Source organism: Streptococcus sp. HMSC074F05 (genome assembly GCF_001808725.1).
Classification (GTDB): domain Bacteria; phylum Bacillota; class Bacilli; order Lactobacillales; family Streptococcaceae; genus Streptococcus; species Streptococcus parasanguinis_I.
In genome coordinates this window covers 1,301,755-1,327,792 of sequence record NZ_KV794411.1, presented here as the reverse complement: position 1 = coordinate 1,327,792, position 26,038 = coordinate 1,301,755, and the positions used below count along the sequence as shown (strand labels likewise).

Genomic DNA, 26,038 nt, shown 5'->3' with positions numbered 1-26,038 from the left:
TCAAGAATCTGTTTCAGCAAGTCAATCTGACTCGTTGGTACAAGCCTCGGTTTCGGCAAGTGAATCAAATTCATTGGTTCAAGAATCAGTTTCAGCTAGTCAATCAGACTCGCAGGTTCAGGCATCTGTATCTGCCAGTCAATCAGAGTCGTTGGTACAAGCATCCGTTTCAGTGAGTCAATCACAATCTACTTCTGATGTCGAATCTAAGTCTCAAAATACAGAATCTATGTCCTTTTCTCGTTCTGATTCAATGAGTCAGTCGGAATCGCAAGTATCGACTGATTTGCGATCAACATCATTGAGTCAATCGGACTCGTTAGTGCGAGAGTCTGTTTCAGCTAGTGAATCCGACTCGCAGGTTCAAGCCTCAGTTTCAGTGAGTCAGTCAGAGTCGTTGCTTCAGGAATCAGTTTCTGCAAGCCAGTCTGAATTGTTGATTAAAGAATCTGTTTCTGTCAGTCAATCAGACTCGTTGGTACAAGCGTCCGTTTCTGCCAGCCAATCGGATTCGTTGGTTCAAGCATCTGTATTGACCAGCCAATCAGAATCGCTAGTTCAAGAGTCGATTTCAGCTAGTCAATCAGACTCGTTAGTACAAGAATCCGTTTCGGCAATTCAATCCGACTCCTTGGCCCAAGCATCCGTTTCAGCAAGTGAATCAGAATCGCTAATCCAAGAGTCGATCTCAACTAGTCAATCCGAGTCTTTGGTTCAAGCGTCCGTTTCTACTAGTCAGTCCGACTCGTTGATTCAGGGCTCCGTTTCAGCTAGTCAATCCGAATCGCTAGTTCAAGAGTCGATCTCAACTAGTCGATCCGAATCTTTGGTTCAGGCATCCGTTTCGGCTAGCCAATCCGAGTCATTGGTTCAGGAATCTGTATCTGCCAGCCAGTTCGACTCCTTGGTTCAAGCATCCGTTTCAGCTAGCCAATCCGGTTCCTTGGTTCAAGCATCTGTATCGACCAGTCAATCAGATTCATTAGTGCAAGCTTCTGCTTCGACAAGCGAATCTGCCTCAACTTCTTATGTCGGAGCTGCATCGCAGGTTTCAGAGTCTGGATCATTCTCTCGATCCGTTTCTGAGAGTCTATCTGCTTCACAATGGACATCCTATTCAGAATCTCTAGCGTCAACATCTGTTTCAAAATCTGACTCCTATAGCCAATCAGCTTCACTCCTTTCTTCAAGCGAATCGGCTTCAACGTCCATGCCAGTATCTGAATTTCCTTTGACGAGTGTTTCAGATTCTAGAAGCGCATCATCGACAGAGAGTCAATCCTTATCGCAGGAAATTTCTGAATGGATTAGTGTGTCTTATGCGTCAAGTTTCTCTGCTGTGACAAGTTCTTCGGAGTCTGTCGTGTCTTCGTTTGGCACCTCTTACTCAGAATCTCCATCAGACACAAGCTCGCTAACTGCAACGCATTCTTCCGGACCTGCTCTTCCAGAGACAGGTGCCCATCCTTCATCTAATATTCTTGCTACAGGAGCTTCCATTCTTCTGTCTGGATTAGCCCTTTTAGGAATTCGGAAAAAAGATGGCAAATAAAACCTTAAAAGACCGGAATGAACCGGTCTTTTATTGATCTAGAATGTCTAAGAAGTTGGGAAATATGTTATAATGAATGAGGAAGTTTTCGTTGAGGGATATGAAAAAGGTTACTTTGTGAAAAGCTCTGTTTGCCTTCATATCTTCAGAAAATATGGGATTAAAAAAGAAGAGTCAGAGGAAAGAGATGAAAATCCATTTTACAAATCTATTTGGGCAATCTTCGAAAAGTGTTGCCCTGATGGCACAAAACGATATTATGAATGTCGTTCGTGAACTTGGGGTTAATGAATTAGGGATCTACTTTTATGATCATAGCAATGAACCAGCTAGCGAATTGAACTCGCGAATGGATGGGATTTTAGCAGGCGTTGCTTTTGGGGATATTGTCTTCGTTCAATCTCCTTCTTGGAATGGAATTGAGTGGGACCGCCGTTTGGTTGATAAGTTAAAACTCCTTCAAACCAAGCTGGTCATGTTTATCCATGATGTCCCACCACTCATGTTTGAGAGCAATTATTATCTAATGCCTAACTATATCGACATGTACAATCAGAGTGATCTGGTCGTTGTTCCGTCAGAGCAAATGTACCATCGTCTAGTATCAGAAGGACTCACAGTGAAAAAATATGTGGTCCAAAAGTTGTGGGATTTGACCCATAGTTTGGACCTCTATACTCCGCAATTTGAGAAAAAACTGATCTTCTCAGGAAATCCTTCACGTTTCCCACATATCATCGATTGGAAATATGAGACACCCCTTCATGTCTATACCGAACCGGTTGAAGGAGTCGATTATTCTAAGATCCATATGGAAGGCTGGCGGACTAAGCAAGAATTGCTTCTCGAGCTTTCCAAGGGTGGTTTTGGGCTTGTCTGGGGAAATTCTGAGAATCCTGAGGATGAGCGGGATTACTACAAAGAAAATATTTCCTACAAACTATCGACTTATCTATCTGCTGGTCTTCCAGTAGTAGTGCCAGACTATTTGTCAAATGCAGACTATATTCGAGACAAAGGGCTCGGCTTTGTAGCCTCCAGTCTTGAAGAAGCCAATCGTTTGGTCCAAGACTGTACAGAAGAAGAGTATGCTCAAATGGTCCGAAAGGCTCAATATACTTCTTATTTGATCCGCAATGGCTATTTTACAAAGAAATTATTTGTCGATACCATCATGGCTTTAGGAGAATAATATCCAAGTAAACAAGATTCTTCAGATAAACATCTGAAGGATTTTTTGTTGAATACAGTACCAAATGGGGAATTTGAAATATTATCAAATATTAGTGACAAATGAGTTTTGAAAAGTCGCAAATTATGGTAAAATAAGTTGAGATAAAATGCTCTAAAGGCACATATTAAAAGGCTATTCCCCAGGTGGAAGAGTCAAAATGAGTAAGAGAAAGTTTAAAAGAAATGTTAAAACGATCTGAAGTAGGAAAGAGATTTTGTTGGACGATATTTTTCGTCTTTATTTATGTTTTGGGAAGTAAAATTTCCTTGCCTTTTGTTGACTTATCAAAGGCCTTGAGACTCAATGAGGGAACGACAACGGGCTTGCAGCTCTCAAGCGCTGTGATGGGGGGAAACCTCCGCGGAATGTCGATCTTTTCGATCGGTCTATCCCCATGGATGTCTTCCATGATTTTGTGGCGGATGTTTACCGTTTCAAAACGATTTAACCTCGAAAAAACCAGCACGGAGATAGTGGAGCGACGAAAGATGTACGTGACCTTAGCGCTCGCCATCGTCCAGTCTTTGGCAGTGGCCATGTATCTCCCCTTGAAGACAGGGTTGAATCCCGGACTTGTCATTGCGGTCAATACCATGATTATGGTAGCCGGAGCCTTCTTTTTAGTTTGGCTCTCCGATCTAAATGCCGCTTTGGGGCTTGGAAGTTCTGTTGTGATCATGATGGCTGGGATGGTTATGTACCTGCCCGAAGACGTGATGCAGACCCTTTCAAATGTCAATAATATCCCAGAAATCGCTTATGTTCTGGGCGTGATTTTCATCTTGATTTTTGTCTATGTGGCAGTCTTAGTGGAATATTCCAAGTACCAGATTCCTGTCAATAAATTAGGGATCCACAACAACTTGAAAAGTTATACTTTTTTGGATATCAAGATCAACCCAGCAGGAGGGATGCCCTTTATGTACGCCATGACCTTGGTGTCCATTCCTCAGTATGCCATGCTCTTGATCTTGTCTATGGATTCCAATGCCAAGTGGGCTGCTCATTTAGCCAAACACTTGGTGATGGGAGATCCGATTTGGATACTTCTTTACATTCTGATGATCGCCCTTCTCTCTTTTGCTTTCGCCTTTGTCAATGTGAACGGAGAAGAAATTGCAGATAAGATGATGAAGGCTTCTGAGTATATCGATCATGTCTATCCTGGAGCAGATACACGTCGCTATATCAATAAAATTGTGCTACGCTTGACTGTTTTTGGGACCTTGTATCTGATCCTCTTCACAGCGCTTCCTTTTTCTCTCTTGTTATGGGATAAGGATCTCTTGCGCTTGACCATGATTCCAGGAACCTTTCTCATGTTTGTCGGGATGATTTACAATATCCGAGAAGAAATTCGTGCCCTTCGAGTGAATCAACGTTATACAAGAATATTCTAGGAGTAACCATGTATTATTTTGTACCAGCCTGGTATGGAACGGACCGCATCTGGCAGCAAACAGCTACCCCTTGGTACTGGATGCGAGAGTCCATTGAATTTGACGATACCATTAATCAAGTTCGTATTTTTCAAGAAGCAGAAATGGATCGGATCTTATTGTTGCCTCAATATAGTCCGCAACTGCGCTATTTTTTGCACCGCCAAGATTTGTTAGAGACAGATGTGCTCTCGATTTTTGATAAGATCCAACAGGTTCCGTCTGATTTGACTATGCGCCCAGTTCAGCTTCAGGACATCGAATGGCCGAGTGAGACCACTTTTTCCTATACTCCCTTTTTGGTGATGGCATTTCGAAAGGGCCACCACCTAGCAAAAATTGATATGGGGGTGGATGGGAACCTTCTCTCTTTGACCCGTTATAAGAATGACGAGATCAGCTACATCGAGTACATAGATGATCGTGGCTTTATCTCTAGTAGAATCTACTACAATGAGGGAAAACCTTATTTCCAAGAGTATCTGAGTTTTGATGGGCAATGGGTTTTGAGAGAGATGTTGATAGAAGAGAACCACTCCGTCATGGTCAATGAAGCTTTCTTTCATGCTTTCAAAAAAGAAAGCTATGCCAATATGGGAGAAGTTGTCGCTGAAAAAATGAAGGAGCAGCTAGCAACCTTGGTTCCAGGACGAGACCAGTTGGTTTTGGCAGCTCATCCAGCAAATTTGGCCTTTTTACAAGATACAGCAAGTAGCGTCAAAAAAGTCTTGTCTTTCTATGGGGATCGTCAGCCCTTGTCTGCCGAAAACTTTGCCCTCTATTTTGATATGATTGATGCCCAGCTCTTGATTACAGATAGTGAAAAAACCAAAGAAGCGATTGGGAGCTTTTCCCCTAGCCTGGCTCAAAAGACACACCGGATTACCTCTTTTGACTCCCGCCTTCGTTTGGGCTCTAGTCAGGAACGCAAGGAATCGAAGATTTACTTTTATGTCAACGAAGCCGAGCTCCCAAGTAAGAGCCAGCTCAAGAAGGTCCTAGAAGTGTTGGCGCAACATCCCTTATTTGAAGTTGTTTTTGCATTTTACAATGGCTCACCCGAGCGGGTGAAGGAATTAGAAGGGCAACTCGAGGAATTGATTGCTAGTGAGCAGGACTTGCATCTTGTTCAGTCGCCAAGTCAGTCACAAGGGCTTGGAGAAAACCAAATCATTGATGAAGAGTCTGTACAAGACGCACCGGACTACCGTTTTGTAGTTAAGAATTTTTCAAATGAAAATGACATTATTCAAGAATTGGAAAAAACACGCTTGATCGTAGATTTAAGCGAGGAACCCAACCTCTATACGCAGATTGCAGGGATCTCTGCTGGGATTCCACAGGTCAACCGCGTCCAGACAGAATATGTCGATCATTTGAAAAATGGCTATGTCTTATCAAAGGGAGACAAGGAATTAGAGAAGGCGATTACTCACTTTTTATTGGAATTGAAGCCTTGGAACGAAGCCTTGGTCTACTCGATCGAAAAAATTCAAGAATACACCGGTCAACGCTTGATCGAGAAATGGGAAGGATGGATGAAAGAACGTCATGGATAAAAAACTACAAATACCCCATATTCTCCAAATCGGCTCAAGCAGTTGGCAGGACCAGGTGGAGCTTCCTACTGGACTAGGCTGGCACTTTTTTCAAGCTACCGCTCTTCCATCGCTCAAAGAGTATATGGAAGAAGAGGAAATCTCCAAATTCAAAGCCTTGATCCTAGAAAAGCCAGAAGATTTATTAGCTTTAGGAGAAGACCTGGCTTATTTCCAGCCTTATACCGTTTTTTATGATCAAAGCCATGAACTAGAGGCGCCTTCTGATGAATTGGCCCACCTCTTAAGACTCAAGCAAGCAAGACCCTGGGATTTCTCAAACAAGCATCAATTTCTCTATGTTTTAGACCGCTTTTTATACGACAATCAATACGGGGATGCCTTTACAGTTCGTGATCTGCAGGTGAGACCTGATTTTGCTGGTCAGCAAACAGTCTTGGGGCAACATTTCCTCAAGCTTGACGGAGCATACGGGGAAGAGTTTACGCCGATTGCTCAGTGGGTTTACAATTATGTGTATGACGCTAGCCGCCCCATCAATTTTTGGTTGGAATACGAAAAAGATCCTAGCTGTCAGCTACAACTGCGGATCCAATTTTACCGCTATGGAGCTCTAGGAGAGTGGGTCAAAGATGCGGTCTTTTCAGAAGAAGAGATGGAGCAACCACTAGAATTGGATGGAGCAGAACCTTATTATCTAGCCTTCTCACTAGAAGCAAAAGGAGAGGGAACGCTTACGATCGGAGCCTTACATAAGCGCTTGTCCCATGGTCCTTTAGGAGAGATGACCGTAGGAGCTAAGACGCTACGGGACCACAAGCGCCAAGAGATTTTTGCTTATTTCCATCCGGGCGATCTGAAGCCCCCTTTAAACATTTACTTTTCTGGGTATCGTCCAGCCGAAGGATTTGAAGGGTTTGGGATGTTGCGTGCGATGGGTAGTCCCTTTATTCTCTTTTCTGACCCAAGACTGGAAGGTGGATCCTTCTATATGGGCTCAGAAGAATTAGAAAATCAAATCACTGCCTTTATTGATCAGCACTTGGACTTGCTCGGCTTTGAGCCAAAAGATATGAATTTCTCTGGCTTGTCCATGGGGACCTTTGGTGCCCTTTACTATGGTGCTCTTTATTCTCCTCATGCGATCTTGGTCGGAAAACCCATTGTCAACCTGGGGGATGTCGCTGCCAACCTGAAATTTAAACGTCCAGATGAGTTTGGAACATCCCTAGACATGATGCAGTTGATCATTGGTCAAGTGTCGCAAGAAGGGATCGGTCAGCTCAATCAACGCTTCTGGGAACGGTTTGACCAGGCAGATTTCAAGGATACGATTTTAGCCCTTGCCTATATGAGGGATGATGACTACGACCAGCAAGCTTATCCAGATATTTTAGAGGCCTTGTATGAATTGCCGGTTCGTATTATCAGTACTAGTCGTGCCGGTCGACACAATGATGCGAGTGGTCCGATCATTGAGTGGTTTGTGACCCAGTACAAAGAAATCATGGAAAGAGACTTTGGAAGAAACCAATGATAAAAATAAAAGAAAATGAAAGCAGACGAATCTACTGGGGCGATACCGTTCTAGCAGATTATCTTTGGGGGTCGACCATTCAAGCGACTGACCAAGGAAGCGTTCAGTTTCAGAACCCCCTCATGCCATCTGGTCAAGTGCTGAAAACTTGGCATTCGCAGACAAATTTTGGCGCAACTCGTCAAATTCCTAGTCTGCCTCTGCTCAAAAGAGAGCAAGATTATGAACTGGTTATCACGATGGAAGCGACTCCGGCTCATACCGTTATGGTAGAAATCGTCTTCAAAGATCGCTTTGGAGAGGTCGTTGGCCGTCGAGTAACCGCAGAAGGTCGCTTGCCGTTTACCTATCCAGATCAAGCATACGCCTATGAAGTACGCTTGCTCAGTGCAGGTTTGCAAGAGTTTACCTTCCACTATTTCACGATTCAACCAATATCGTCTGAGGGAGCAGAAGTTCTCGAATAGACGAACATCACTGCAAAAAAAGAGGATTACATTGGATTACGTTAAATTAAGAAACATCAAAAAAATCTTAAAAGAAGTCAATAGCTGGAAGGATGACATGGCCCGCTTGACGGATCGACAACTACAGGAGAAGACTGTGGAATTTCGAGAACGTCTAGCAGAGGGCGAGACCTTGGATGATCTCTTGCCGGAAGCATTTGCGGTTGCGCGGGAAGCCGATAAACGGGTCTTGGGCATGTTTCCTTATGACGTGCAAGTCATGGGAGGAATTGTCCTCCACCAAGGCAATGTCGCTGAAATGAATACCGGTGAAGGAAAGACCTTGACGGCAACTATGCCGGTTTATCTCAATGCCTTAGAGGGCAAAGGGGTCATGGTTATTACGACCAATACCTATCTGGCAACTCGGGATGCAGAAGAGATGGGACAGGTCTACCGCTTTTTGGGCTTGACTGTCGGCGTTCCTTTAAAACAATCTGAAGACGAAGAATTAGATCCAGAAGTCAAACGGGAGATTTACCGGTCAGATGTCATTTACACGACCAATACTAGTCTGGGCTTTGACTATTTAACAGAGAACTTGACGGCTTCGGCAGATGGCCAGTTTTTAGCTGACTTCAATTACGCCATTGTCGATGAGATTGATTCGGTGCTTCTAGATAGTGCCCAGACTCCCTTGATTATTTCTGGTTCTCCTCGGGTTCAGTCCAACCTTTATGGGATTATTGATACCCTGATCCAAACCTTCAAAGAAGGGGAAGACTTCAAGTTTGATGAAGAAAAGAAACGAGTTTGGTTGACTCGAAAAGGAGCTCATGCAGCAGAAGCCTTTCTAGCCATTCCCAACCTCTATGATCCCCAATACCGTGACTTGGTCCGCCATATCAGCTTAGCCCTGCAGGCCAATAAAAACTTTATTAAGGATAAGGACTATGTCATCCATCCCAATGTCGAAGGGCAACCGGAGATTGTCTTACTAGACCAGGCGACGGGTCGCTTGATGGAAATGACGCGCTTGCAAGGAGGACTCCACCAGGCGATTGAAGCTAAAGAGGGTCTCAAGCTGACCCAAGAAACACGGGCCATGGCTTCTATTACTTACCAAAACCTCTTTAAGATGTTTCGGAAGTTGGGTGGCATGACCGGGACTGGGAAGGTCGCTGAGGCAGAGTTTCTTGATACCTATGCCATGTCAGTGATCAAGATCCCAACCAATCGTAAGAAGATCCGCAAGGATTTGCCGGATGAAATCTATCAGACCTTGCCGGAAAAAATCGTGGCTTCCCTGGATTATGTGAAGAAGGTCCACGAAAAGGGCAATCCGATCCTGGTCTTTGCCGGATCCGTTGAGATGTCGATTCTTTATTCGAATCTTCTTTTGCGGGAAGGGATTCCTCACAATCTTCTCAATGCTAACAATGCTCCTCGAGAGGCCCAGATCATTAAGGAGTCTGGTCGAAAAGGTGCTGTGACGGTTGCGACCTCAATGGCCGGTCGGGGAACCGATATCAAGTTGGGACCAGGAGTCGCTGAGTTAGGTGGCTTGGTGGTTGTCGGAACTGAGCGGATGATGAACCAGCGGATTGACCTTCAAATTCGGGGACGTTCAGGTCGCCAAGGAGATCCCGGTTTGACCAAGTTCTTCGTCTCATTGGAAGACGATTTGATGAAAAACTGGGGGCCAGACTGGATCCAGGATACCTATCAAGACTATGATGTGGATGAGCGGATTGGTTCAGCTAAAGCTCTGACCAAGCGCAAGTATAGAAACTTGGTGGAACGGGCTCAAAATGCTAGTGAAAGTTCTGGTCAGGCCAGTCGTCGGATGACGCTAGAATTTGCGGAAAGCATGAACATTCAGCGTGCCATCGTCTACGAAGAGCGCGACCGCTTGATCAAACAAGAAGGTCGCTTGGACGACATCGTTGAAAAAGTTCTTCGTTCCGTCTTTTCAAGCGTAGCCCATAAAAAAGAATACAAGGAACCGGTAGCTTTTTATCGCTATATGTTAGACAATGTGAGCTACCAAGTAGATCCGGAAAAGGTCCACCAAACCTTCCGTAGCAAGAAAACCAAAGAGAATTTCTTATGGGAGATTGCTAAAAGCGAGTTGGAAGCTAAGTATGAGATCTTAGGCACCGATGAGGTGATCGCCCAATTCCAGCGCATGGCCATCCTAAAAGCTATCGATGAAAACTGGGTCGAGCAGGTAGACTATCTGCAACAATTGCGCATGGCGCTCTCTGGTCAGTACACCAGTCAGAAAAACCCTTTGGTAGAATTTTTCCAAGAAGCCTACCAATCCTTTGAACGAATGAAAGAGGCGGCCAAAGAACAAATGGTCCGCAATCTCTTACTAAGTCGAGTAGAAATCAATAAAAAAGGGGAAATTGTCTTGCATTTCCCATAAAAGAGGACATTATGACAGTATACAATATCAACCTTGGAATCGGTTGGGCCAGCAGTGGTGTTGAGTATGCCCAGGCCTACCGTGCCCAGTTGTTACGCAATATCCATCAACCAGCCAAGTTTGTTTTTATGGATATGATCTTAGCCGATAATATCCAGCATTTAACAGAAAATATCGGTTTTAAAAATGATGAAATCATCTGGCTCTATAGCCATTTTACAGATATAAAAATTGCGCCAACGACCTATACCATTGATCAGGTCTTAGCAGGTTTTGCCGGAAAACCGACTCGGGAAGAAGTCGACGGCAAGATCAAGCGCTTCTTTTATGAGGACCAGGACAATTTTTTGACCTGCTACCTGCGCGAAGAAAACAGTCCTTATGTCGAACGCTGCGAGTACGTGTCTAGAGGGATTTTGGTGAGAAAGGATTATTTCTCCTATACCCGCTATTGTACAGAGTATTTCATTCCTAAGAACAACCAAGCCAACTTGATTGAGCGCCGCTTTTACAATGAAGACGGGACGGTTGCCTACAGCATGCAGATGGCGGATGGCCGCGAAATCTATCGTTTCCCAGATCGCTATCTAGTTGGTCGCCAAGAATTGATCCGCTACTTCATGCAAACCCTTCAATTGACCAAACAAGATCTGGTGATTTTGGATCGGGAAACCAATATCGGTCAGCCTATCTTTGAAGAAGCGCAAAAAGCCCGCCTGGGTGTGGTCGTCCATGCAGAGCACTTCAGTGCCAATAATGTTGACGATCAGTATATCCTGTGGAACAACTACTACGAGTACCAATTTACCAATGCTGACAAGGTGGACTTCTTTATTGTTGCGACCGACCGTCAAAAAGAAATCTTAGCCGAGCAGTTTGCCAAATACACCAACCATCAGCCAGCCATCTATACCATTCCAGTTGGGAGTCTTGCAAGCTTGCCACAAAACGAAAATCGCACCCCATTTTCTATGATTACTGCCTCTCGTTTGGCGACAGAAAAGCATATTGACTGGTTAGTGCGAGCAGTGGTTCGCGCCAAAAAAGAATTGCCAGAACTGTCTTTTGATATCTATGGAAAAGGTGGAGAAGAAGGCAAGCTGCGTTCTCTGATTGATGAATTGGGGGCGGCAGACTATATCCATCTCAAAGGGCATGCCAATCTAGAGGAAATTTATAAGAATTATGAGGTTTACCTGTCAGCGTCGACCAGCGAAGGCTTTGGGTTGACCTTGATGGAGGCGATCGGTTCTGGTCTTCCGATAATCGGTTTTGACGTTCCTTATGGCAACCAGACCTTTGTTACAGAAGGTAAAAATGGCTATCTCATTCCGCCTTCAGCAGATCAAGTGGTCGACCAGATCGCTTCTGCCTTTGCGGAAAAAATGATCCAGCTATACAAAAAAAATGATCTAGCCAGCATGCGTCAAGCATCTTATGCGCGTGCAGAAGACTTTTTGACCAGCCGAGTAGAAGAAGCTTGGGCACAATTGATAGAAGAGGTGACACATGCTGAACGTATTTGATAGTTATTCTCGTGAAAGCCAAGACTTGCTCCACTCTATGAAAGAGTCTGGCTTTGACCACCCGACCGTTGTTTTGGAGCCAAATGGTTTCTTACCAGACGGTGTCGAGTCTCCATTTATCTATTTCTTAGGACAAGCAAAAGGAGAGAAGCGGGGACGCTACTTTAATGAAGTTCCAGTTCCTGATTTCTGGGAAGTTTCTGGGGATAATAGTTCGGGAAAAGTGACCTACTATGGTCAAGAAAAGGCTCGAATTGTGTACCACGCTGCTTCCTACAAACGCATCGTCGAGCGCTTAGAGTGGTTAGATGACAAGGGACAAGTGGTCATGATTGAGCACTACGACCAATACGGTCGTAAGATTGCCGTAACGACTTGTGGCGATCAGGGACAGTATTTGGTGACTACTTATTTTGAAGGGGATACCGAGCGCTTGACAGAAAATCACCAAACAGGGGATTTGATCTTGACCTTGGACCATCAACCCATGCGAATTTTCAAGAATCGCTTAGATTACTTTGTCTTTTATCTAGAGTATCGTGGTTTTGATCTAGATGGTTTGGTCTACAATACGCTGGCTACCTCCTTTAGCATTAGTCTCCAGCTGGGCAATAAAGGCATCAAAGGACGCGACGTCCTGGTGTGGCAAGAGCCTCTTCACGACAGCCTTCCGGGCAACATGCAGTTGATTCTAAAGAGCCCAGAAATCCGGACCAAGAAGATCTTGATTCCGCAAAACGCGACCTATCATCGTGCTTTGCAGTTGACCTCGCAAGATCAGCATAGCTATTTTGGTCCCCTTGGCTACCTGTATGATTTCAAGGTGAAAGACGATATCCGTAAAGACGCCTTTGTCTTGACCAATTCGGATCAGATCGAAGCCTTGACCTACCTAGTAGAGAACTTGCCAAATGTGACCTTCCGTGTAGCAGCTTTGACGGAGATGTCTGCGAGCCTCTTGTCTATGGTCCGCTACCCAAATGTGGTCTTGTACCAAAATATCAGTCAAGAGCGGATCAAAGAGTTGCTTAAGGTCTCTAGTATTTATCTGGATATCAACCACTATGCAGAGGTACAAGGCATTGTTCGCAAGGCCTTCGAACACCAGCAAGTCATCCTTGCCTTTAGCCATACCCTGCATGACCGCCACTTCCTCGCACAAGCCAATATCTTTGATCAAGGAAAAGAAGCAGATATGGTGTCCCGTATCCAGGAAATCTACCAATCTGTGGATAACTACAGAGAAGCCGTTGCGCAACAAATTGCCCAATCAAGTAGCGTTGAGCCAGCTGTTTTCAAAGCTCGCTTGCAAGAAGGGATAGGTGGATACAGTGAGTGATCGTAAGAAAGATTTATTTTACAAAGAAGTAGAAGGACGGATGGAGTCTCTCAAACGCCGTCCTGCCGAAAAAGAAAAGACGACACGTTCTGAAAAGATCAATGTTACTTTTAATGTGATCATTGGTTTGGTGATTCTGCTGGGAGTTATTTTTACCCTCTTCAGAGTGTTAGGAGGATCCTAAGATGGAAATGGTATTTGCAATCGGGATCTCGATCTTATCCCTCGCTCTTGTGGTTCTGATCACCCTGCAGCCTCGCCAACAACAATCGCTCTCAACAGATGCGACCAGTAACCTAGGAAAACCAAGTTACTGGCGGTCTCACCGTGGACTCAAGCTAGCGACCCTCGTTGTTAGTATCGTCTTTCTCGTATCCTTATTTCTTTATATGATGGTCGTACAGGCCTAGTCTTTAATAGAATGGATAAAAAGAAGTTAGAATGTAGACAAACTATTTTAAATTAAAATAAGTTAAGCGATTCTGCAAAAAAACAAAAATGAGTTCCATTTTTAAAATCGATTCAAGAAAATACCGAAACTTTCCGCTGTGAGAAAAGTGCCTGAAACAATAACGTTTCAGGCACTCGGAATTATTGAGACCCTAGGCTCAATAATTAGTCATGGAACTTCGACGAAGTTCGCTGACGTCCGTACTCACCTAAGGAAAGTTTTTATATGACTTTATCTTCAATCTGAACGAAGTTGGTATTCTCCAACTTCGTTTTTTGATGATGTTGCCTTTGTTTTTATGGTATACTGAAAGCGATAAAATGATTGGAGCTTCCGATGAAAAAGATCCCCTTAGTATTTTCAGGCTGTCTGTTAGGACTGGTTGGCGCTGGAAACCTTCTTGCAGACTCGCTACCCTTCCTTGCTCACGCCTTTAGTCTGACAGGTTTGTTCTTCTGGTTTTTCTTTGTCGTTTATCATGCAATTCGCTGGCAAGAAACCAAGATAGAACTCCAACAACCAGCCCTTTTATCTGGGATGGCAACTTTTCCCATGGCAGGGATGATTCTATCCACCTATCTTTTGCGCCTCTTTCCCGCCTTTGGAGGTCTATCACAGTTGGTCTGGTGGTCTGCCTTTCTCTTAGATCTGGGCTTGATTCTCTATTTTACCAAGACCCATGTCCTAGCGCGACCAAGAGCCAATGCCACTCCCAGTTGGACCGTTCTCTATGTGGGCATTGCAGTAGCGGCCTTGACTTATCCAGTTGTGGGAATAAGAGAGATTGCTTATCTCGCTTTAGTGATTGGTTTTGGTTTGACCTTTCTTCTTTATCCCCTTATCTATCATGATTTGAAGCAGTCACCCTTACCCAGTCATCTGTTGGGCCAAGAAGGCATCTATTGCGCTCCCTTTTCCCTTCTTTTAGCGGCTCTGGTTCGTGTGGGTGGAGCAAGCCTGCCTACCTGGTTCTTACTGATCATGGTGGTGGCCTCGCAAGGTTTTTATTTCTTTGTTTTGACGCGCCTACCGAGAATGATCACAGAAGGTTTTCAACCTGCTTTTTCAGCCCTGACCTTTCCAACAGTTATCACAGCGACCTCTTTGAAAATGGCTCAAGGCTTGTTGCAACTGCCTTTCTTGACAGTTCTTGTATGGATGGAAACTTTTCTTTGTCTCTTGATTCTAGTCGCTGTCTTAGGTGGTTATGTGGCCTATCTCAGAGAGTAGAAAAGCATCCTTTTTCATTGAAACCTTGTCACGATTATGGTAAGATGCACTATACGATTTGTCAGATTTTATAGGAAAGGTATCTATGAAATTCATCAAAGGAAAGCTCTCACTGCTGTATCCCCTCTTTCTGCTCTTGTTTTATTTTTATGTTCGGCCTCAATTTCGCCCCTTGGCCCAGTATGTCTCCAATAGTGTAGCAAGCGCCAATAGCTATTATTGGACCTTATTTGGCCTAGAAGGCCTCTATGCAGTCTTTACAGGATTTTTGGTCTACCGTTTTTCTAAAAAAGCGCAGTTTAAGCTGGGGAAGAACCCTCTTCAAGCTCTGATAGAAGCCGTTTTTGCGGCCTGTTTGGTTTACTGGTTGGACTACTTCATCAGTGGTTTTGTTCAAGGACGGGCAGCTGTTTTGAGTCTCTTTCCACGGGAAATTAGTCCCACAGGGGTGCTTATCTTAGTGATCGCAATGGTCGTCATCCGGCCGGTGACAGAAGAGCTGATCTTTCGTGGAGCCTTGGTGAATGCCTACTTCAAAGGCTGGAAACTCTATGCAGAGATTTGGCTTCCAGCCCTCATCTACAGTGGCCTGCATTTTCTCCACAATCCTTTTTCGCTGGGAGCTTCTATCATCTATCTCCTGCCGAGTGTGATTTTTGGGATCCTGTATTATCGGAGCAAGACGCTCCTTTCTCCTATTTTGGCTCATATCTTGCTCAATCTCTACTACACCTTGCCTTTACTTTTATCTGTATTTAAGTAACAACCGATTTCCTGAGTGAGATTGGTTTTTTTTGAAAATATGGTATAATAGAATAAATTTAAAAGAGGGAGTTGAGGTTTGAAAAAAAGCTACCGCGTCAAACGTGACAAAGATTTTAATGCTATTTTTAAAAGTGGTCAAAATGTTGCCAATCGGAAATTCGTTGTTTACCGCTTGCGCAAAGACCAACCGCATTTTCGAGTCGGCCTGTCTGTTAGTAAGAAACTGGGAAATGCTGTGACCAGAAATCGCATCAAACGTTTGATTCGCCATGTTTTGATCAAACACCAAGCCTTCCTTACGACCGATGATTTTGTTGTCATTGCTCGTAAAGGAGTGGAGGAGCTCGACTTTCATCAAGTAGAGAAAAATCTTGTACATGTCTTAAAATTAGCACATGTCTACCAAGAAAGGGAATAATGTGAAAAAGAAACTGAAGTTAACTGGATTATTAGGAGCGGCCTTATTGGTCTTGACAGCTTGTGGAACCTCTCAAGTGACAGCTCAGTCGACAGGTGGTTGGGAACGCTTCGTCTACTTCTTTGCCGAAGCCATTCGCTTCTTGTCATTTGGCGGAAGTATCGGTGTGGGGATTATCGTCTTTACCATTGTGATCCGGACGGTCCTCTTGCCGCTTTTCCAATATCAAATGAATTCAACCCGCAAGATGCAGGAAATTCAACCCCTACTCAAGGAATTGCAAGCCAAGTATCCTGGAAAGGATCTAGATAGTCGGACCAAGCTTTCTGAAGAGATGCGGGCCCTTTACAAGGAAAAAGGCGTCAAAACATCTTCAGCCTTTCTTCCTCTCTTGATTCAGATGCCGGTTTTGATGGCCTTGTTCCAAGCGCTGAGCCGTGTCGAATTCCTTAAAGTCGGTCACTTCCTCTGGTTGGACCTTGGCGCGATCGACCCGACTTATATCTTGCCGGTTCTTGCTGCCCTCTTCACATTTTTCAGCAGTTGGTTGACCAATAAAGCCCTGCCAGAGCGTAACGGGAGTGCGACAACCATGATGTATGTGATGCCTGTGATGATCTTCTTCTTTGCCTTGTTCTCAGCCAGCGGGGTCGCACTATACTGGGTGACTTCCAATGCTTATCAAGTCGGGCAAACCTATCTCTTGAACAACCCCTTCAAGATTATCGCAGAGCGTGAAGCAAAAGAGCAAGCTTCACGCGACATGGAAAAACAAAAACGCCGTGCCCTAAACAAAGCACAGAAAAAGAAAAAATAAGAAAGAGGTGGACATATGGTCCTATATACTGGAGCAACTGTTGAAGAAGCGATTCAAAAAGGTCTGAACGATTTAGATATTCCTCGTATGAAGGCACATATTACGGTTGTAGCGCGTGAAAAGAAAGGTTTTCTTGGCTTGTTTGGGAAAAAACCAGCCCAAGTAGAGATTGAGCCCATTGCAGAAACAACTGTTGTGAAAGCTAATCAACAAGCTGTAAAGGGTGTACCAGATGAGATCAATGCGCAAAACGAACCGGTTAAGACTGTGAGCGAAGCGACGGTCGATCTCGGACGCGTCGTAGCAGCGATCAAAAAGGTCGAAGAAGAAGGAGAAGTTGTCTCTGAAGAAATCAAGACAGAAATCCTGAAACATGACAAAGAAGCAGATACTGTTCTTGAAGAAAAAGGACATGAACATATCCTTGAAAAAGTTAAAGAACCAGCGACAAAAGAATCAAGCGAATCTGATTTCTCAAACCTTGGTATCGAGGTAGAGGAAAACTACAACATCGAAGAAGTCGTAGATGATGTGACAGCCTATGTTCAAACAGTGGTCGATGAAATGGATGTGGATGCGACAATCTCAAGCAGTCACAACCGCCGTACGGTCAATATGCAAATTGATACCAATGAGCCAGGACGTGTCATTGGTTACCACGGAAAAGTCTTGAAGGCTCTTCAACTTTTGGCGCAAAATTACCTCTATAACCGCTACTCAAAGAATTTTTACATTACCATTAATGTGAATGACTATGTAGAACACCGGGCGGAAGTTCTTCAAAGCTATGCTCAGAAGTTGGCAACGCGTGCCCTCGAAGATGGGCAAGCCCAACAGACAGATCCGATGTCAAACAGTGAACGCAAAATCATTCACCGTATTGTCTCTAAGATGGAAGGAGTCACTAGCTACTCTGAAGGGGAAGAACCAAACCGTTACGTAGTGGTAGACATCGAAGGATAATCAAGCTATTATTTCCCATAAGGGAGAGACGGGATTGAGCCGATCTCTCCTTTTTTAGGTTTAGAAAGGAAGCAGATGGCATTTGCAGCGATTCGAGAGTTTTTAAAGCTTCAAGGAATGAAATACCTGGCTCCAGCAAAGGCAGGGGTGCTAGCATCGGAGATGGAGCAGTATCGTGCCCTAGCTCAAGCGGCTCGTAAGGAATTCACCGATTTGGTCTCAGCCTTTCAGAAGCGCCACCCCTACTTGGAGCAGGATCGGACTAGCCAATGGATGAACCAGGCCCAGGTCTTGCGGCCTCATTTTTGGGCCTATCTAAAAGGAGAAGGGACGATGGCAGAGCCTATGTTTGCCCTGAGACTTTATGGGGATGCAGCTGATTTTGGAGTTTCCTTAGAGGTGAGCTTTATCGAGCGAAAAAAAGATGATCAGAGCCTTCCAAAGCAACACAAGGTTCTCACTCTTCCCATCTCTCAACCAGTCTATTATCTTGCTCAAGAAGATGGAGAGAGTCGAAGAATCGAGGGAACAGAAAAGAATCGCCATGATCTGTTACAAGCAGTAGCAGATGGGGTGGTTCGTAAGGTTCTCGTCAAATACGATGTTTCTTTAGTCGAGGAAGGTTCTCTTGAAGCTATCTTGGATCAGTTGCAAGAGGCGCTGGTGGCTCTGGAACCCTATTACTTGGCAACCCGTCAGGTGTAGAAAGGTTTTCTCCAACCTGTATTTGCAACAATTTTGCCATAGCTATTGACAAATAGAGCTGAATCCGATAGAATAGTAAAGTATGTTTAGTAACTGATCACAACTAGCCGGCTAAACGAATACAAAATCTATGAGGAGGTATTCATCGTGAAACGTACTTATCAACCAAGTAAACTTCGTCGTGCGCGCAAACATGGTTTCCGTCACCGTATGGCAACTAAAAATGGTCGTCGCGTATTGGCAGCTCGTCGTCGTAAAGGACGCAAAGTTTTGGCTGCCTAATTCAGATAAAAACCTAAAAACCAGTAGAAACTCGAGACTACTGGTTTTTGTTTTGTCCGAAAGTGAATTTAGAGGCGCTTTCTGCTATAATAGAAAGAAGAAAAACTCGGAAGAAAAGGAAGATCATGCAGATTTTTGATACCCACACCCATCTCAATGTGGAAGAATTCGCAGGAAAAGAACAAGAAGAGCTCGACTTGGCCAAGGAAATGGGGGTTGTAGCCCACAATATCGTTGGTTTTGACAAACCGACGATTGAGCGAGGAATAGCCTTGGCAGACCAGCACCCAGAACTCTATCTCACGCTTGGTTGGCACCCCACTGAGGCAGGCGATTATACTCCTGAAGTGGAGGCATATTTACTTAAACAGTTGAAACATCCCAAAGTCGTCGCACTCGGAGAAATCGGTCTCGATTATCACTGGATGACAGCGCCAAAAGATGTCCAAGAAAAGGTTTTTCGTCGTCAGATTCAATTGTCTAAAGACTTGGACCTCCCCTTTGTGGTGCACACACGCGATGCTTTAGAAGATACTTATGCCATCATCAAGAGTGAAGGAGTCGGTCCTCGCGGTGGGATCATGCATTCTTTCTCAGGAAGTTTAGAAGAAGCTAAACGCTTCATGGATCTGGGAATGATGATCTCCTTTTCTGGAGTAGTGACGTTTAAGAAGGCAACAGATGTCCAAGAAGCGGCAACTGGCCTTCCGCTCGAGAAGATCTTGGTTGAAACAGACGCCCCTTACCTGGCACCAGTTCCCAAACGTGGTCGGGAAAATAAAACAGCCTACACTCGTTATGTGGTAGATTTTATTGCAGAACTACGTGGCTTAACAACAGAAGAAGTGGCTCAGGCAACCTATGACAATGCAAGAAAGGTATTTGGCCTTGACTGAGAAAAGAAAAATACCAGAAGTGATTGTCGTAGAGGGCAAGGATGACACAGCCAATCTCCGTCGTTTTTATGAGGTGGATACCTATGAAACCCGAGGTTCTGCGATCGATCAAGATGACTTGGAACGAATTGCTACCTTGCAAGAGTTGCGTGGGGTCATTGTCTTTACCGATCCAGACTACAATGGCGAGCGAATTCGAAAGATCATTATGCAAGAGGTACCCCAGGCCAAACATGCCTTTTTAAATCGTGGTGAAGCAGTCCCAAAATCCAAGACCAAGGGGCGTTCCTTGGGAGTGGAGCATGCCAGTTTTGAAGACTTAGAAAAAGCCCTAGCTGGACTGGTCGGGTCTTACGAAGATGAGAATTTCTTTGATATCACAAAGACTGATTTGATGCGTCTTGGCCTGTTGATGGGAAGCGATAGTCGCAAACGACGAGAATACTTAGGAGAAGCCTTGCGCATCGGCTACTGCAATGGAAAGCAATTGATCAAACGCTTGGAGTTGTTTGGAATTTGTTTGGCTGAGGTTGAAGCTACCATGAAAAGTTATGAGAATTGAGAAACTCCCCCAAAAGCAAGGGGAAGATGACGCAATAGAAGTAAGTATATACGGTTTAATCAGGCTTGGTTGCAAGCATTAGAAAAGTGACTCCATAGGATTTGTTATGAGTGTAGATAATGAGGATAATTTATGGGAATCTTCGATTTTTTAAAAAAGACAGAAACAACTGAAGCAACAAACAAAACAGTAGAGTCAATTGACAAAACATGCTTGGGAGTTCTAGAACTATTTCCGATAAAGGAGACGAATGAGTTATTGATTATTGGGAGCTTAGAGGGCGGACTCAAGGTTGGGGATTGTCTGCAATTTTGCAATCCCGATCAAGGTATGGACGCTCTTGGTTCTGTAGTCGTGAAAAAACTCATTAATCAAAATAAGGATGTAGATGTTCTCACGGATGAATCTCTAGCTCATTTGGTAATCGATTTGGAAACTTCCTTGGTTAATCTTAAAAAGGGAAGTGTTCTCTATAGTTATGGTGTCGATGAGGAACAACGGCTATCAAGCTATAGAGATGCTCTTTATAACGCGTTTGTAATTGTCCAAAAAGGTCAAATGTCCAATGAAGACTATCAAGCTGCTAGTCTTGATGATAGCATAGAAATATTGCGCCTCTTTTTATGGGAGTGCCGTCAAAATCAGAAAACTGAAAGTGAAGAAAGCTATCAAGCTAACACTCGAAAGCTAGAACGCCTAGCAGAAATCGTCAAGGACAAGTTGTTAGCAGCAGATTCGATTTACGCGGTCTTTTCAGAAAAAACGGGGGAAGCGTATCTTTTCTCAACGACCTATGATAGAGGTGAAGAGGGTTATCTCTGTTCAGACCCGATGATCATGCTATATACGCCGCGTTGGTATCACCAATTTAAGGAAACCATTGATAGTCGACCAAATTCAGTTGTGAAACTGATTGAAAATACAGCAAATAAAAAAGGAATTGAGAATTTTCTTGGGACAGCCTTTTACTTAAATGGAGCTTTGGGAGCAACCTTTAATACCAAGGAAGTCAGCATTAGTGCTTCTGTTTTGGTTCATAAACCAGATTTTTCGAACCTACCAGAGATACAAGTTCCTGTTATGAATCCTGATATTGTAAGATGGATGCTGTTGATGGGGCAGATGGATAAGCCTACGACAGATGACGAAGAAATAATATATAACCTCTATTATAAATTCTTCTCAGCAGCCATGCCAAAAGCCAAACTCCTCATTCCTTTAAATGCTACTTCGGGATTCCCCGATAAGAGTCAGGGAGTCAACTCCTTTGTATTGAAAGAAGACGCTAAGTTCAGCATCCCAGTCAGAGAAGGAAAAGATGGGCGCAACTCTGTGCCGGTATTTACTGATTGGAAACGTCTGCGAATGGTCTTTGATGAAAAGTGGAATGGCATGATTGAAGAAGCTGGTGGCATGATTGAAGGCTTTGACTATGCCATAAACCCAACTGAATTCTATGAAGCAGGTGCCTATGTTAGCCTAACAGCTTTTAAGGAAATGCAAAAGTTTAGTGAGGAACTAGAAGGCAGAGATAAAGATTAGAGAGTTTCTTTCATTGGGAAACTATATAGTTTTATCTACATCTTACCTGAACCACTAACCTTTTTCAAAGATTTTGAAAGGAAATGGAATGGCGAATAGAAGTTATATTTACTTAAAAAACGGAGATGAAGCTCGTATCTTAACAGAGGGAATTTACACGATACCTTATTTTTGGCAATTGTTTTGGGATGAAGAAGATTTAAAAGCTCCTATTGCTCTCTGGGAAACAGCAGAAGAACTTGAAGAAGATGAAGAACAAGCAGAAAGATTTTACCAAGAGCAGAATGTAGATATCTTGCTTCCTATTGAAAAATTCCAGCAAAACGCCCTCCAAAATCGGTCTTTTTTAGAAGAAAATGCTTCTCAGACCTTACAATTATATGATGCCTTTGTTCGTTATATTCTTGCAAACGTAAAAGATGGTGATGTGCTCGGATTTGATGTCTTAGATGTTGTTTTTATGGACCAAGTGTCTGTTGTTTCTGATAAACTGTTAAAAAATATACGAGCTATTCGGGAAAATCAACCCAAAGATTTAGATTTTTCTTTGACAGAAAAGAACTTAATTGGTCTTGCTATGGGCTTTCCTGATTATTATGCTTCAGAATTATTGCCAGAAGACAATATTCTAGATTCGGTTGCCTATCAGGGTGAACTGAAGAAAATGAACCCCCAAGAAGATAAGAAAGCGATCGATATGACTGGAGCCGATTCACAAGGGAACAAGTCTCGTGTTCTTTTAGTGTTTTGGATTGTGTTGGCACTAGGAATTATGTGGGTTTTATATATTGTTTTTAGCTAATAAATAGAAAAGAGAATACATGAGAATTGCAGATTATAGCGTGACCAAGGCAGTGCTGGAGCGTCACGGTTTTACCTTTAAAAAATCCTTCGGTCAGAACTTCTTGACCGATACCAACATCCTTCAAAAAATTGTGGATACGGCTGAGATTGATAAGCAGGTCAATGTCATCGAAATCGGTCCCGGAATTGGAGCTCTCACTGAGTTTTTGGCAGAAAATGCGGCAGAAGTGATGGCCTTTGAGATTGATGACCGCTTAGTTCCCATCTTAGCGGATACCTTGCGTGATTTTGATAATGTGACGGTTGTCAACCAAGACATCCTCAAGGTGGATCTCAACCAGTACATCGCAGAGTTTAAAAATCCAGAACTTCCAATTAAGGTAGTAGCCAACCTTCCATACTACATCACGACTCCCATCCTCATGCACTTGATTGAGTCTAAAATTCCTTTCCAAGAATTTGTGGTCATGATGCAAAAAGAGGTGGCCGACCGTATTTCAGCTGAGCCCAACACCAAGGCTTATGGTTCTTTATCCATTGCAGTCCAATACTATATGACTGCCAAGGTAGCCTTTATCGTGCCTCGCACCGTCTTTGTGCCAGCACCAAACGTCGACTCTGCCATTTTGAAGATGGTCCGTCGCGAAGAACCAGCAGTAGCAGTCAAGGATGAAGATTTCTTCTTCTCTGTCAGCAAGGCTAGCTTTGTCCACCGACGCAAAACGCTTTGGAACAACTTGACCAGTCGCTTTGGCAAGACCGAAGAAATCAAAGCCAAGCTGGAAGCAGGAATCCAAGCTGCAGGCCTGCAACCTTCTGTACGAGGAGAAGCTCTCAGCTTAGAAGACTTCGCCCGCCTAGCAGATAGCCTTCTAGAAGCAGGAATAAAATAACAGAAAAGACATGAGCTTCATAGCTCATGTCTTGTTTGTTGTAGAAGGAAAGGACGGGATTTGAACCCGCGCGTGAATAAAATCCACTTGCCGGATTTCGAGTCCGGTGCCGTACCGAGCTGGGCCACCTTTCCAAGATGCGGAGAAAGGGATTTGAACCCTCACGCCCGAAGGGGCACATGCGCCTGAAGCATGCGTGTCTGCCGTTCCACCACCTCCGCATAGTTCTATTATACACTTTTTAGGAAAAATGCCAAGGAAAAAAAGGAAGGTGCCCTTTCCCGAATTCTGCTAAAAGACAAGTCATAACAGATACTCCGTCTTCTGTTTCTATCCATTTAAAAAACGAACCTATTCGTTTCTAAAAGTGTCCGGAGAGGTTCACTTTTCGTTTTTTCTTATCAAGCAATCCAGCCTTATTTCTCATTTTTTGGTATAATAGATAGTATTAATCTCAAAGGAGTACGATTTGCAAGGAACAATCGTCAAGGCCTTGGCTGGCTTCTACTACGTGGAGTCAGATGGTCACATTTACCAGACACGGGCTCGTGGAAATTTTAGAAAAAAAGGACAGACTCCTTATGTGGGGGATCAGGTGGAGTTCTCTGCTGAAGAGAATTCAGAAGGCTACATTTTGAGCATTGCGCCTCGAAAAAATAGCCTCGTGCGCCCTCCTATTGTCAATATTGATCAGGCAGTAGTGATCATGTCAGCTAAGGAGCCACATTTCAACGCCAATCTTTTAGATCGTTTTCTAGTTCTTTTGGAGCATAAGGGGATTCATCCCATTGTCTATATTTCAAAACTGGACTTGTTAGAAGATATGGAAGACATCCACTACTACCAAGGAATCTACCAGGCTATTGGCTATGATTTTGTCTTGTCGATTGAGGAACTCTTGCCCCTTTTGACCAATCAAACCACGGTCTTTATGGGGCAGACCGGTGTAGGAAAATCGACCTTGCTCAATAAAATCGCTCCGGATCTGGAGCTTGAAACGGGTGAGATTTCAGATAGTCTGGGGCGCGGTCGACACACGACCCGAGCTGTCAGCTTTTACCATTTAAATGGAGGAAAGATCGCAGATACGCCTGGCTTCTCTTCCCTTGATTATGAAGTGACGACCAGTGAAGACTTAAATCAAGCTTTTCCGGAGATCGCCGATGTGAGCCACTCTTGTAAATTTCGTACCTGTACCCACACGCATGAGCCAGCTTGTGCGGTGAAACCAGCCGTTGAAAGAGAGGAAATTGCACCTTTCCGTTATAAGGATTACTTGCAATTTCTAAGTGAGATTGAAAACCGTCGCGAAACCTATAAAAAAGTTTCGAAAAAAATGCCAAAATAGGAGACACTACAACGATGAAAACAATGAAAATTGCACCCTCAATTTTGAGTGCCGATTATGCCAATTTTGAAAGTGAATTGAAACGCTTAGAAGCAGCAGGAGCTGACTATGCCCATATCGATGTCATGGATGGCCATTTTGTGCCCAATATCAGCTTTGGAGCTGGTGTCGTAGAGAGCATGCGTCCACATAGCAAGTTGGTCTTTGATTGCCACTTGATGGTCACCAATCCTGAACACCATATCGAAGAATTTGCCCGTGCAGGTGCTGACATCATCAGCATCCATGTGGAAGCTACTCCCCATATTCACGGAGCTCTTCAAAAAATTCGTCAAGCAGGTGTGAAGGCTAGTGTCGTGATCAATCCAGGAACTCCTGTAGTCAGTATCAAACATGTCTTGAACTTGGTAGATCAAGTCTTGGTCATGACCGTTAATCCAGGATTCGGTGGCCAAGCCTTCTTGCCTGAAACCATGGACAAGGTGCGCGAATTAGCCGCGCTTCGTGAAGAAAAAGGCTTAGGCTTTGATATCGAAGTCGATGGAGGAATTGATGGCCAAACTATTTCCCAAGCAAAAGAAGCCGGGGCCAATGTCTTTGTAGCAGGCTCTTATGTCTTTAATGGAGATGTTAATGAGCGTGTTCAAACGCTCCGAGATGCTGTAAATGGGTAAGATCGCAATACTGGCAGGAGGGGACAGCACGCTTTTGCCAAGAAATCATGACGCTTATGTAGGCGTTGATGGTGGCTGTTTGAAGTTACTGGAACAAGGCCTGCCATTAGATATAGCTGTGGGGGATTTCGATTCCGTCTCTGAGACTGATTTGAATAAGATCCGTATCCAAGCCAAGCAGGTTATTCAATCCATCCCTGAAAAGAACGATACGGATTTGGAATTGGCCTTGAAAGCAGTCTTTGAAGCCTATCCAGAGGCTATTATCACCGTTTATGGTGCCTTTGGCGGTCGCTTGGATCACTTCTTGTCTAATATCTTTTTACCGACCGATCCAGACCTAGCTCCCTACATGGATCAGATCCAATTAGTCGATGGTCAAAACCGCTTAATCTACAGACCAGCTGGCTGCCATGAGATTCAGCCAGATCCAGCCATGTCCTATGTTGGTTTTATGCCTGTCGGACAAGGCCACTTAGAGATCACAGGGGCCAAGTATCCGCTCCATCAGGATAATTATTTTTTGAAGGCCATGTATGGCTCCAATGAATTTTTGGATCAACCGATTCAAGTGAGTCTTGACCGTGGCTATCTTGTCATTGTTTATAGTAAAGACAGAGGTTAA

26 protein-coding genes and 2 tRNA genes are annotated in these 26,038 nt (G+C 44.0%); 26 read left to right on the top strand and 2 right to left on the bottom strand.

Features of this window, described 5'->3' with window-relative positions; genetic code table 11:
* The 23 genes from HMPREF2685_RS10040 to rsmA form a co-directional block, all read left to right on the top strand.
* Positions 1 to 1,552 (top strand): LPXTG cell wall anchor domain-containing protein (locus HMPREF2685_RS10040; RefSeq protein ID WP_148130456.1); only part of this gene is annotated, 1,552 nt, incomplete at its 5' end.
* A gap of 187 nt (positions 1,553 to 1,739) precedes the next feature.
* A complete protein-coding gene (locus HMPREF2685_RS10035; RefSeq protein WP_070466673.1) occupies positions 1,740 to 2,744 on the top strand; it encodes a sugar transferase in 1,005 nt (334 codons plus the stop codon).
* Positions 2,745 to 2,968: 224 nt separating this feature from the next.
* Complete coding sequence (secY2, locus tag HMPREF2685_RS10030) at positions 2,969 to 4,186, top strand: accessory Sec system protein translocase subunit SecY2 (RefSeq protein WP_070466671.1); 1,218 nt, start codon at positions 2,969 to 2,971, stop codon at positions 4,184 to 4,186.
* A gap of 8 nt (positions 4,187 to 4,194) precedes the next feature.
* On the top strand, positions 4,195 to 5,784 hold the full coding sequence (gene asp1 / locus HMPREF2685_RS10025; RefSeq protein WP_070466670.1) for an accessory Sec system protein Asp1: 1,590 nt from the start codon (positions 4,195 to 4,197) through the stop codon (positions 5,782 to 5,784).
* Positions 5,777 to 7,321: an accessory Sec system protein Asp2 gene (gene asp2 / locus HMPREF2685_RS10020; RefSeq protein WP_070466669.1), complete on the top strand. Its 1,545-nt coding sequence runs from the start codon at positions 5,777 to 5,779 to the stop codon at positions 7,319 to 7,321. Before asp1 ends, asp2 begins: the two co-directional genes overlap by 8 nt.
* The gene (gene asp3 / locus HMPREF2685_RS10015; protein WP_021153996.1) at positions 7,318 to 7,788 is read left to right on the top strand and encodes an accessory Sec system protein Asp3; all 471 of its coding nucleotides are present in this window, start codon (positions 7,318 to 7,320) and stop codon (positions 7,786 to 7,788) included. The genes asp2 and asp3 overlap by 4 nt, the downstream gene beginning before the upstream one ends.
* A gap of 25 nt (positions 7,789 to 7,813) precedes the next feature.
* Positions 7,814 to 10,198, top strand: coding sequence for an accessory Sec system translocase SecA2 (gene secA2, locus HMPREF2685_RS10010; RefSeq protein WP_083279731.1), 2,385 nt, complete (start codon positions 7,814 to 7,816; stop codon positions 10,196 to 10,198).
* A gap of 11 nt (positions 10,199 to 10,209) precedes the next feature.
* The gene (gene gtfA, locus HMPREF2685_RS10005; protein ID WP_070466665.1) at positions 10,210 to 11,724 is read left to right on the top strand and encodes an accessory Sec system glycosyltransferase GtfA; all 1,515 of its coding nucleotides are present in this window, start codon (positions 10,210 to 10,212) and stop codon (positions 11,722 to 11,724) included.
* A complete protein-coding gene (gene gtfB, locus HMPREF2685_RS10000) occupies positions 11,708 to 13,063 on the top strand; it encodes an accessory Sec system glycosylation chaperone GtfB (RefSeq protein WP_070466663.1) in 1,356 nt (451 codons plus the stop codon). Before gtfA ends, gtfB begins: the two co-directional genes overlap by 17 nt.
* Positions 13,056 to 13,247, top strand: a complete 192-nt coding sequence (gene asp4, locus HMPREF2685_RS09995) for an accessory Sec system protein Asp4 (protein ID WP_003003066.1) — start codon at positions 13,056 to 13,058, stop codon at positions 13,245 to 13,247. The genes gtfB and asp4 overlap by 8 nt, the downstream gene beginning before the upstream one ends.
* Position 13,248: 1 nt before the next feature.
* Entirely contained in the window at positions 13,249 to 13,473 is a 225-nt protein-coding gene (locus HMPREF2685_RS09990; RefSeq protein ID WP_003003038.1) for an accessory Sec system protein Asp5, read from the top strand.
* 377 nt (positions 13,474 to 13,850) lie between these two features.
* Positions 13,851 to 14,744, top strand: a complete 894-nt coding sequence (locus HMPREF2685_RS09985; protein WP_070466661.1) for a TDT family transporter — start codon at positions 13,851 to 13,853, stop codon at positions 14,742 to 14,744.
* An 85-nt stretch (positions 14,745 to 14,829) separates the two neighbouring features.
* Entirely contained in the window at positions 14,830 to 15,507 is a 678-nt protein-coding gene (locus tag HMPREF2685_RS09980) for a CPBP family intramembrane glutamic endopeptidase (RefSeq protein ID WP_031573875.1), read from the top strand.
* 78 nt (positions 15,508 to 15,585) lie between these two features.
* The gene (rnpA, locus tag HMPREF2685_RS09975) at positions 15,586 to 15,927 is read left to right on the top strand and encodes a ribonuclease P protein component (RefSeq protein WP_003002960.1); all 342 of its coding nucleotides are present in this window, start codon (positions 15,586 to 15,588) and stop codon (positions 15,925 to 15,927) included.
* Position 15,928: 1 nt separating this feature from the next.
* Positions 15,929 to 16,744 (top strand): YidC/Oxa1 family membrane protein insertase, encoded by an 816-nt coding sequence (locus HMPREF2685_RS09970; protein WP_037608124.1) that lies wholly within the window; start codon positions 15,929 to 15,931, stop codon positions 16,742 to 16,744.
* A gap of 15 nt (positions 16,745 to 16,759) precedes the next feature.
* Entirely contained in the window at positions 16,760 to 17,707 is a 948-nt protein-coding gene (gene jag, locus HMPREF2685_RS09965; RefSeq protein ID WP_070466659.1) for an RNA-binding cell elongation regulator Jag/EloR, read from the top strand.
* Between the two features lie 75 nt (positions 17,708 to 17,782).
* Positions 17,783 to 18,412 carry a ribonuclease P gene (locus tag HMPREF2685_RS09960; protein WP_070466657.1) on the top strand — a complete coding sequence of 210 codons (630 nt, stop codon included), beginning with the start codon at positions 17,783 to 17,785 and terminating at the stop codon, positions 18,410 to 18,412.
* A gap of 147 nt (positions 18,413 to 18,559) precedes the next feature.
* A complete protein-coding gene (gene rpmH / locus HMPREF2685_RS09955; protein WP_003003086.1) occupies positions 18,560 to 18,694 on the top strand; it encodes a 50S ribosomal protein L34 in 135 nt (44 codons plus the stop codon).
* Positions 18,695 to 18,819: 125 nt separating this feature from the next.
* Positions 18,820 to 19,590, top strand: coding sequence for a TatD family hydrolase (locus tag HMPREF2685_RS09950; protein ID WP_070466655.1), 771 nt, complete (start codon positions 18,820 to 18,822; stop codon positions 19,588 to 19,590).
* Positions 19,562 to 20,152 (top strand): ribonuclease M5, encoded by a 591-nt coding sequence (rnmV, locus tag HMPREF2685_RS09945; protein WP_186821448.1) that lies wholly within the window; start codon positions 19,562 to 19,564, stop codon positions 20,150 to 20,152. The genes HMPREF2685_RS09950 and rnmV overlap by 29 nt, the downstream gene beginning before the upstream one ends.
* Before the next feature lie 132 nt (positions 20,153 to 20,284).
* Positions 20,285 to 21,694, top strand: a complete 1,410-nt coding sequence (locus tag HMPREF2685_RS09940; protein WP_070466651.1) for an SseB family protein — start codon at positions 20,285 to 20,287, stop codon at positions 21,692 to 21,694.
* 88 nt (positions 21,695 to 21,782) lie between these two features.
* Positions 21,783 to 22,496 (top strand): hypothetical protein, encoded by a 714-nt coding sequence (locus HMPREF2685_RS09935; protein WP_024055120.1) that lies wholly within the window; start codon positions 21,783 to 21,785, stop codon positions 22,494 to 22,496.
* Between the two features lie 19 nt (positions 22,497 to 22,515).
* Positions 22,516 to 23,391, top strand: coding sequence for a 16S rRNA (adenine(1518)-N(6)/adenine(1519)-N(6))-dimethyltransferase RsmA (gene rsmA / locus HMPREF2685_RS09930; protein WP_024055119.1), 876 nt, complete (start codon positions 22,516 to 22,518; stop codon positions 23,389 to 23,391).
* A 45-nt stretch (positions 23,392 to 23,436) separates the two neighbouring features.
* Here the strand turns inward: rsmA and HMPREF2685_RS09925 are convergent.
* A tRNA-Ser gene (locus HMPREF2685_RS09925) sits at positions 23,437 to 23,525 on the bottom strand.
* A 4-nt stretch (positions 23,526 to 23,529) separates the two neighbouring features.
* Positions 23,530 to 23,612, bottom strand: a tRNA-Leu gene (locus HMPREF2685_RS09920).
* 248 nt (positions 23,613 to 23,860) lie between these two features.
* On the opposite strand from HMPREF2685_RS09920, the gene rsgA reads away from it, so the two are divergent.
* Genes rsgA through HMPREF2685_RS09905 form a run of 3 tightly spaced genes read left to right on the top strand, consistent with a single transcriptional unit; the run spans position 23,861 to position 26,038 of the window.
* A complete protein-coding gene (gene rsgA / locus HMPREF2685_RS09915; RefSeq protein ID WP_024055290.1) occupies positions 23,861 to 24,739 on the top strand; it encodes a ribosome small subunit-dependent GTPase A in 879 nt (292 codons plus the stop codon).
* A 14-nt stretch (positions 24,740 to 24,753) separates the two neighbouring features.
* A complete protein-coding gene (gene rpe, locus HMPREF2685_RS09910; protein WP_070466649.1) occupies positions 24,754 to 25,413 on the top strand; it encodes a ribulose-phosphate 3-epimerase in 660 nt (219 codons plus the stop codon).
* Positions 25,406 to 26,038 (top strand): thiamine diphosphokinase, encoded by a 633-nt coding sequence (locus HMPREF2685_RS09905; protein WP_049506567.1) that lies wholly within the window; start codon positions 25,406 to 25,408, stop codon positions 26,036 to 26,038. The genes rpe and HMPREF2685_RS09905 overlap by 8 nt, the downstream gene beginning before the upstream one ends.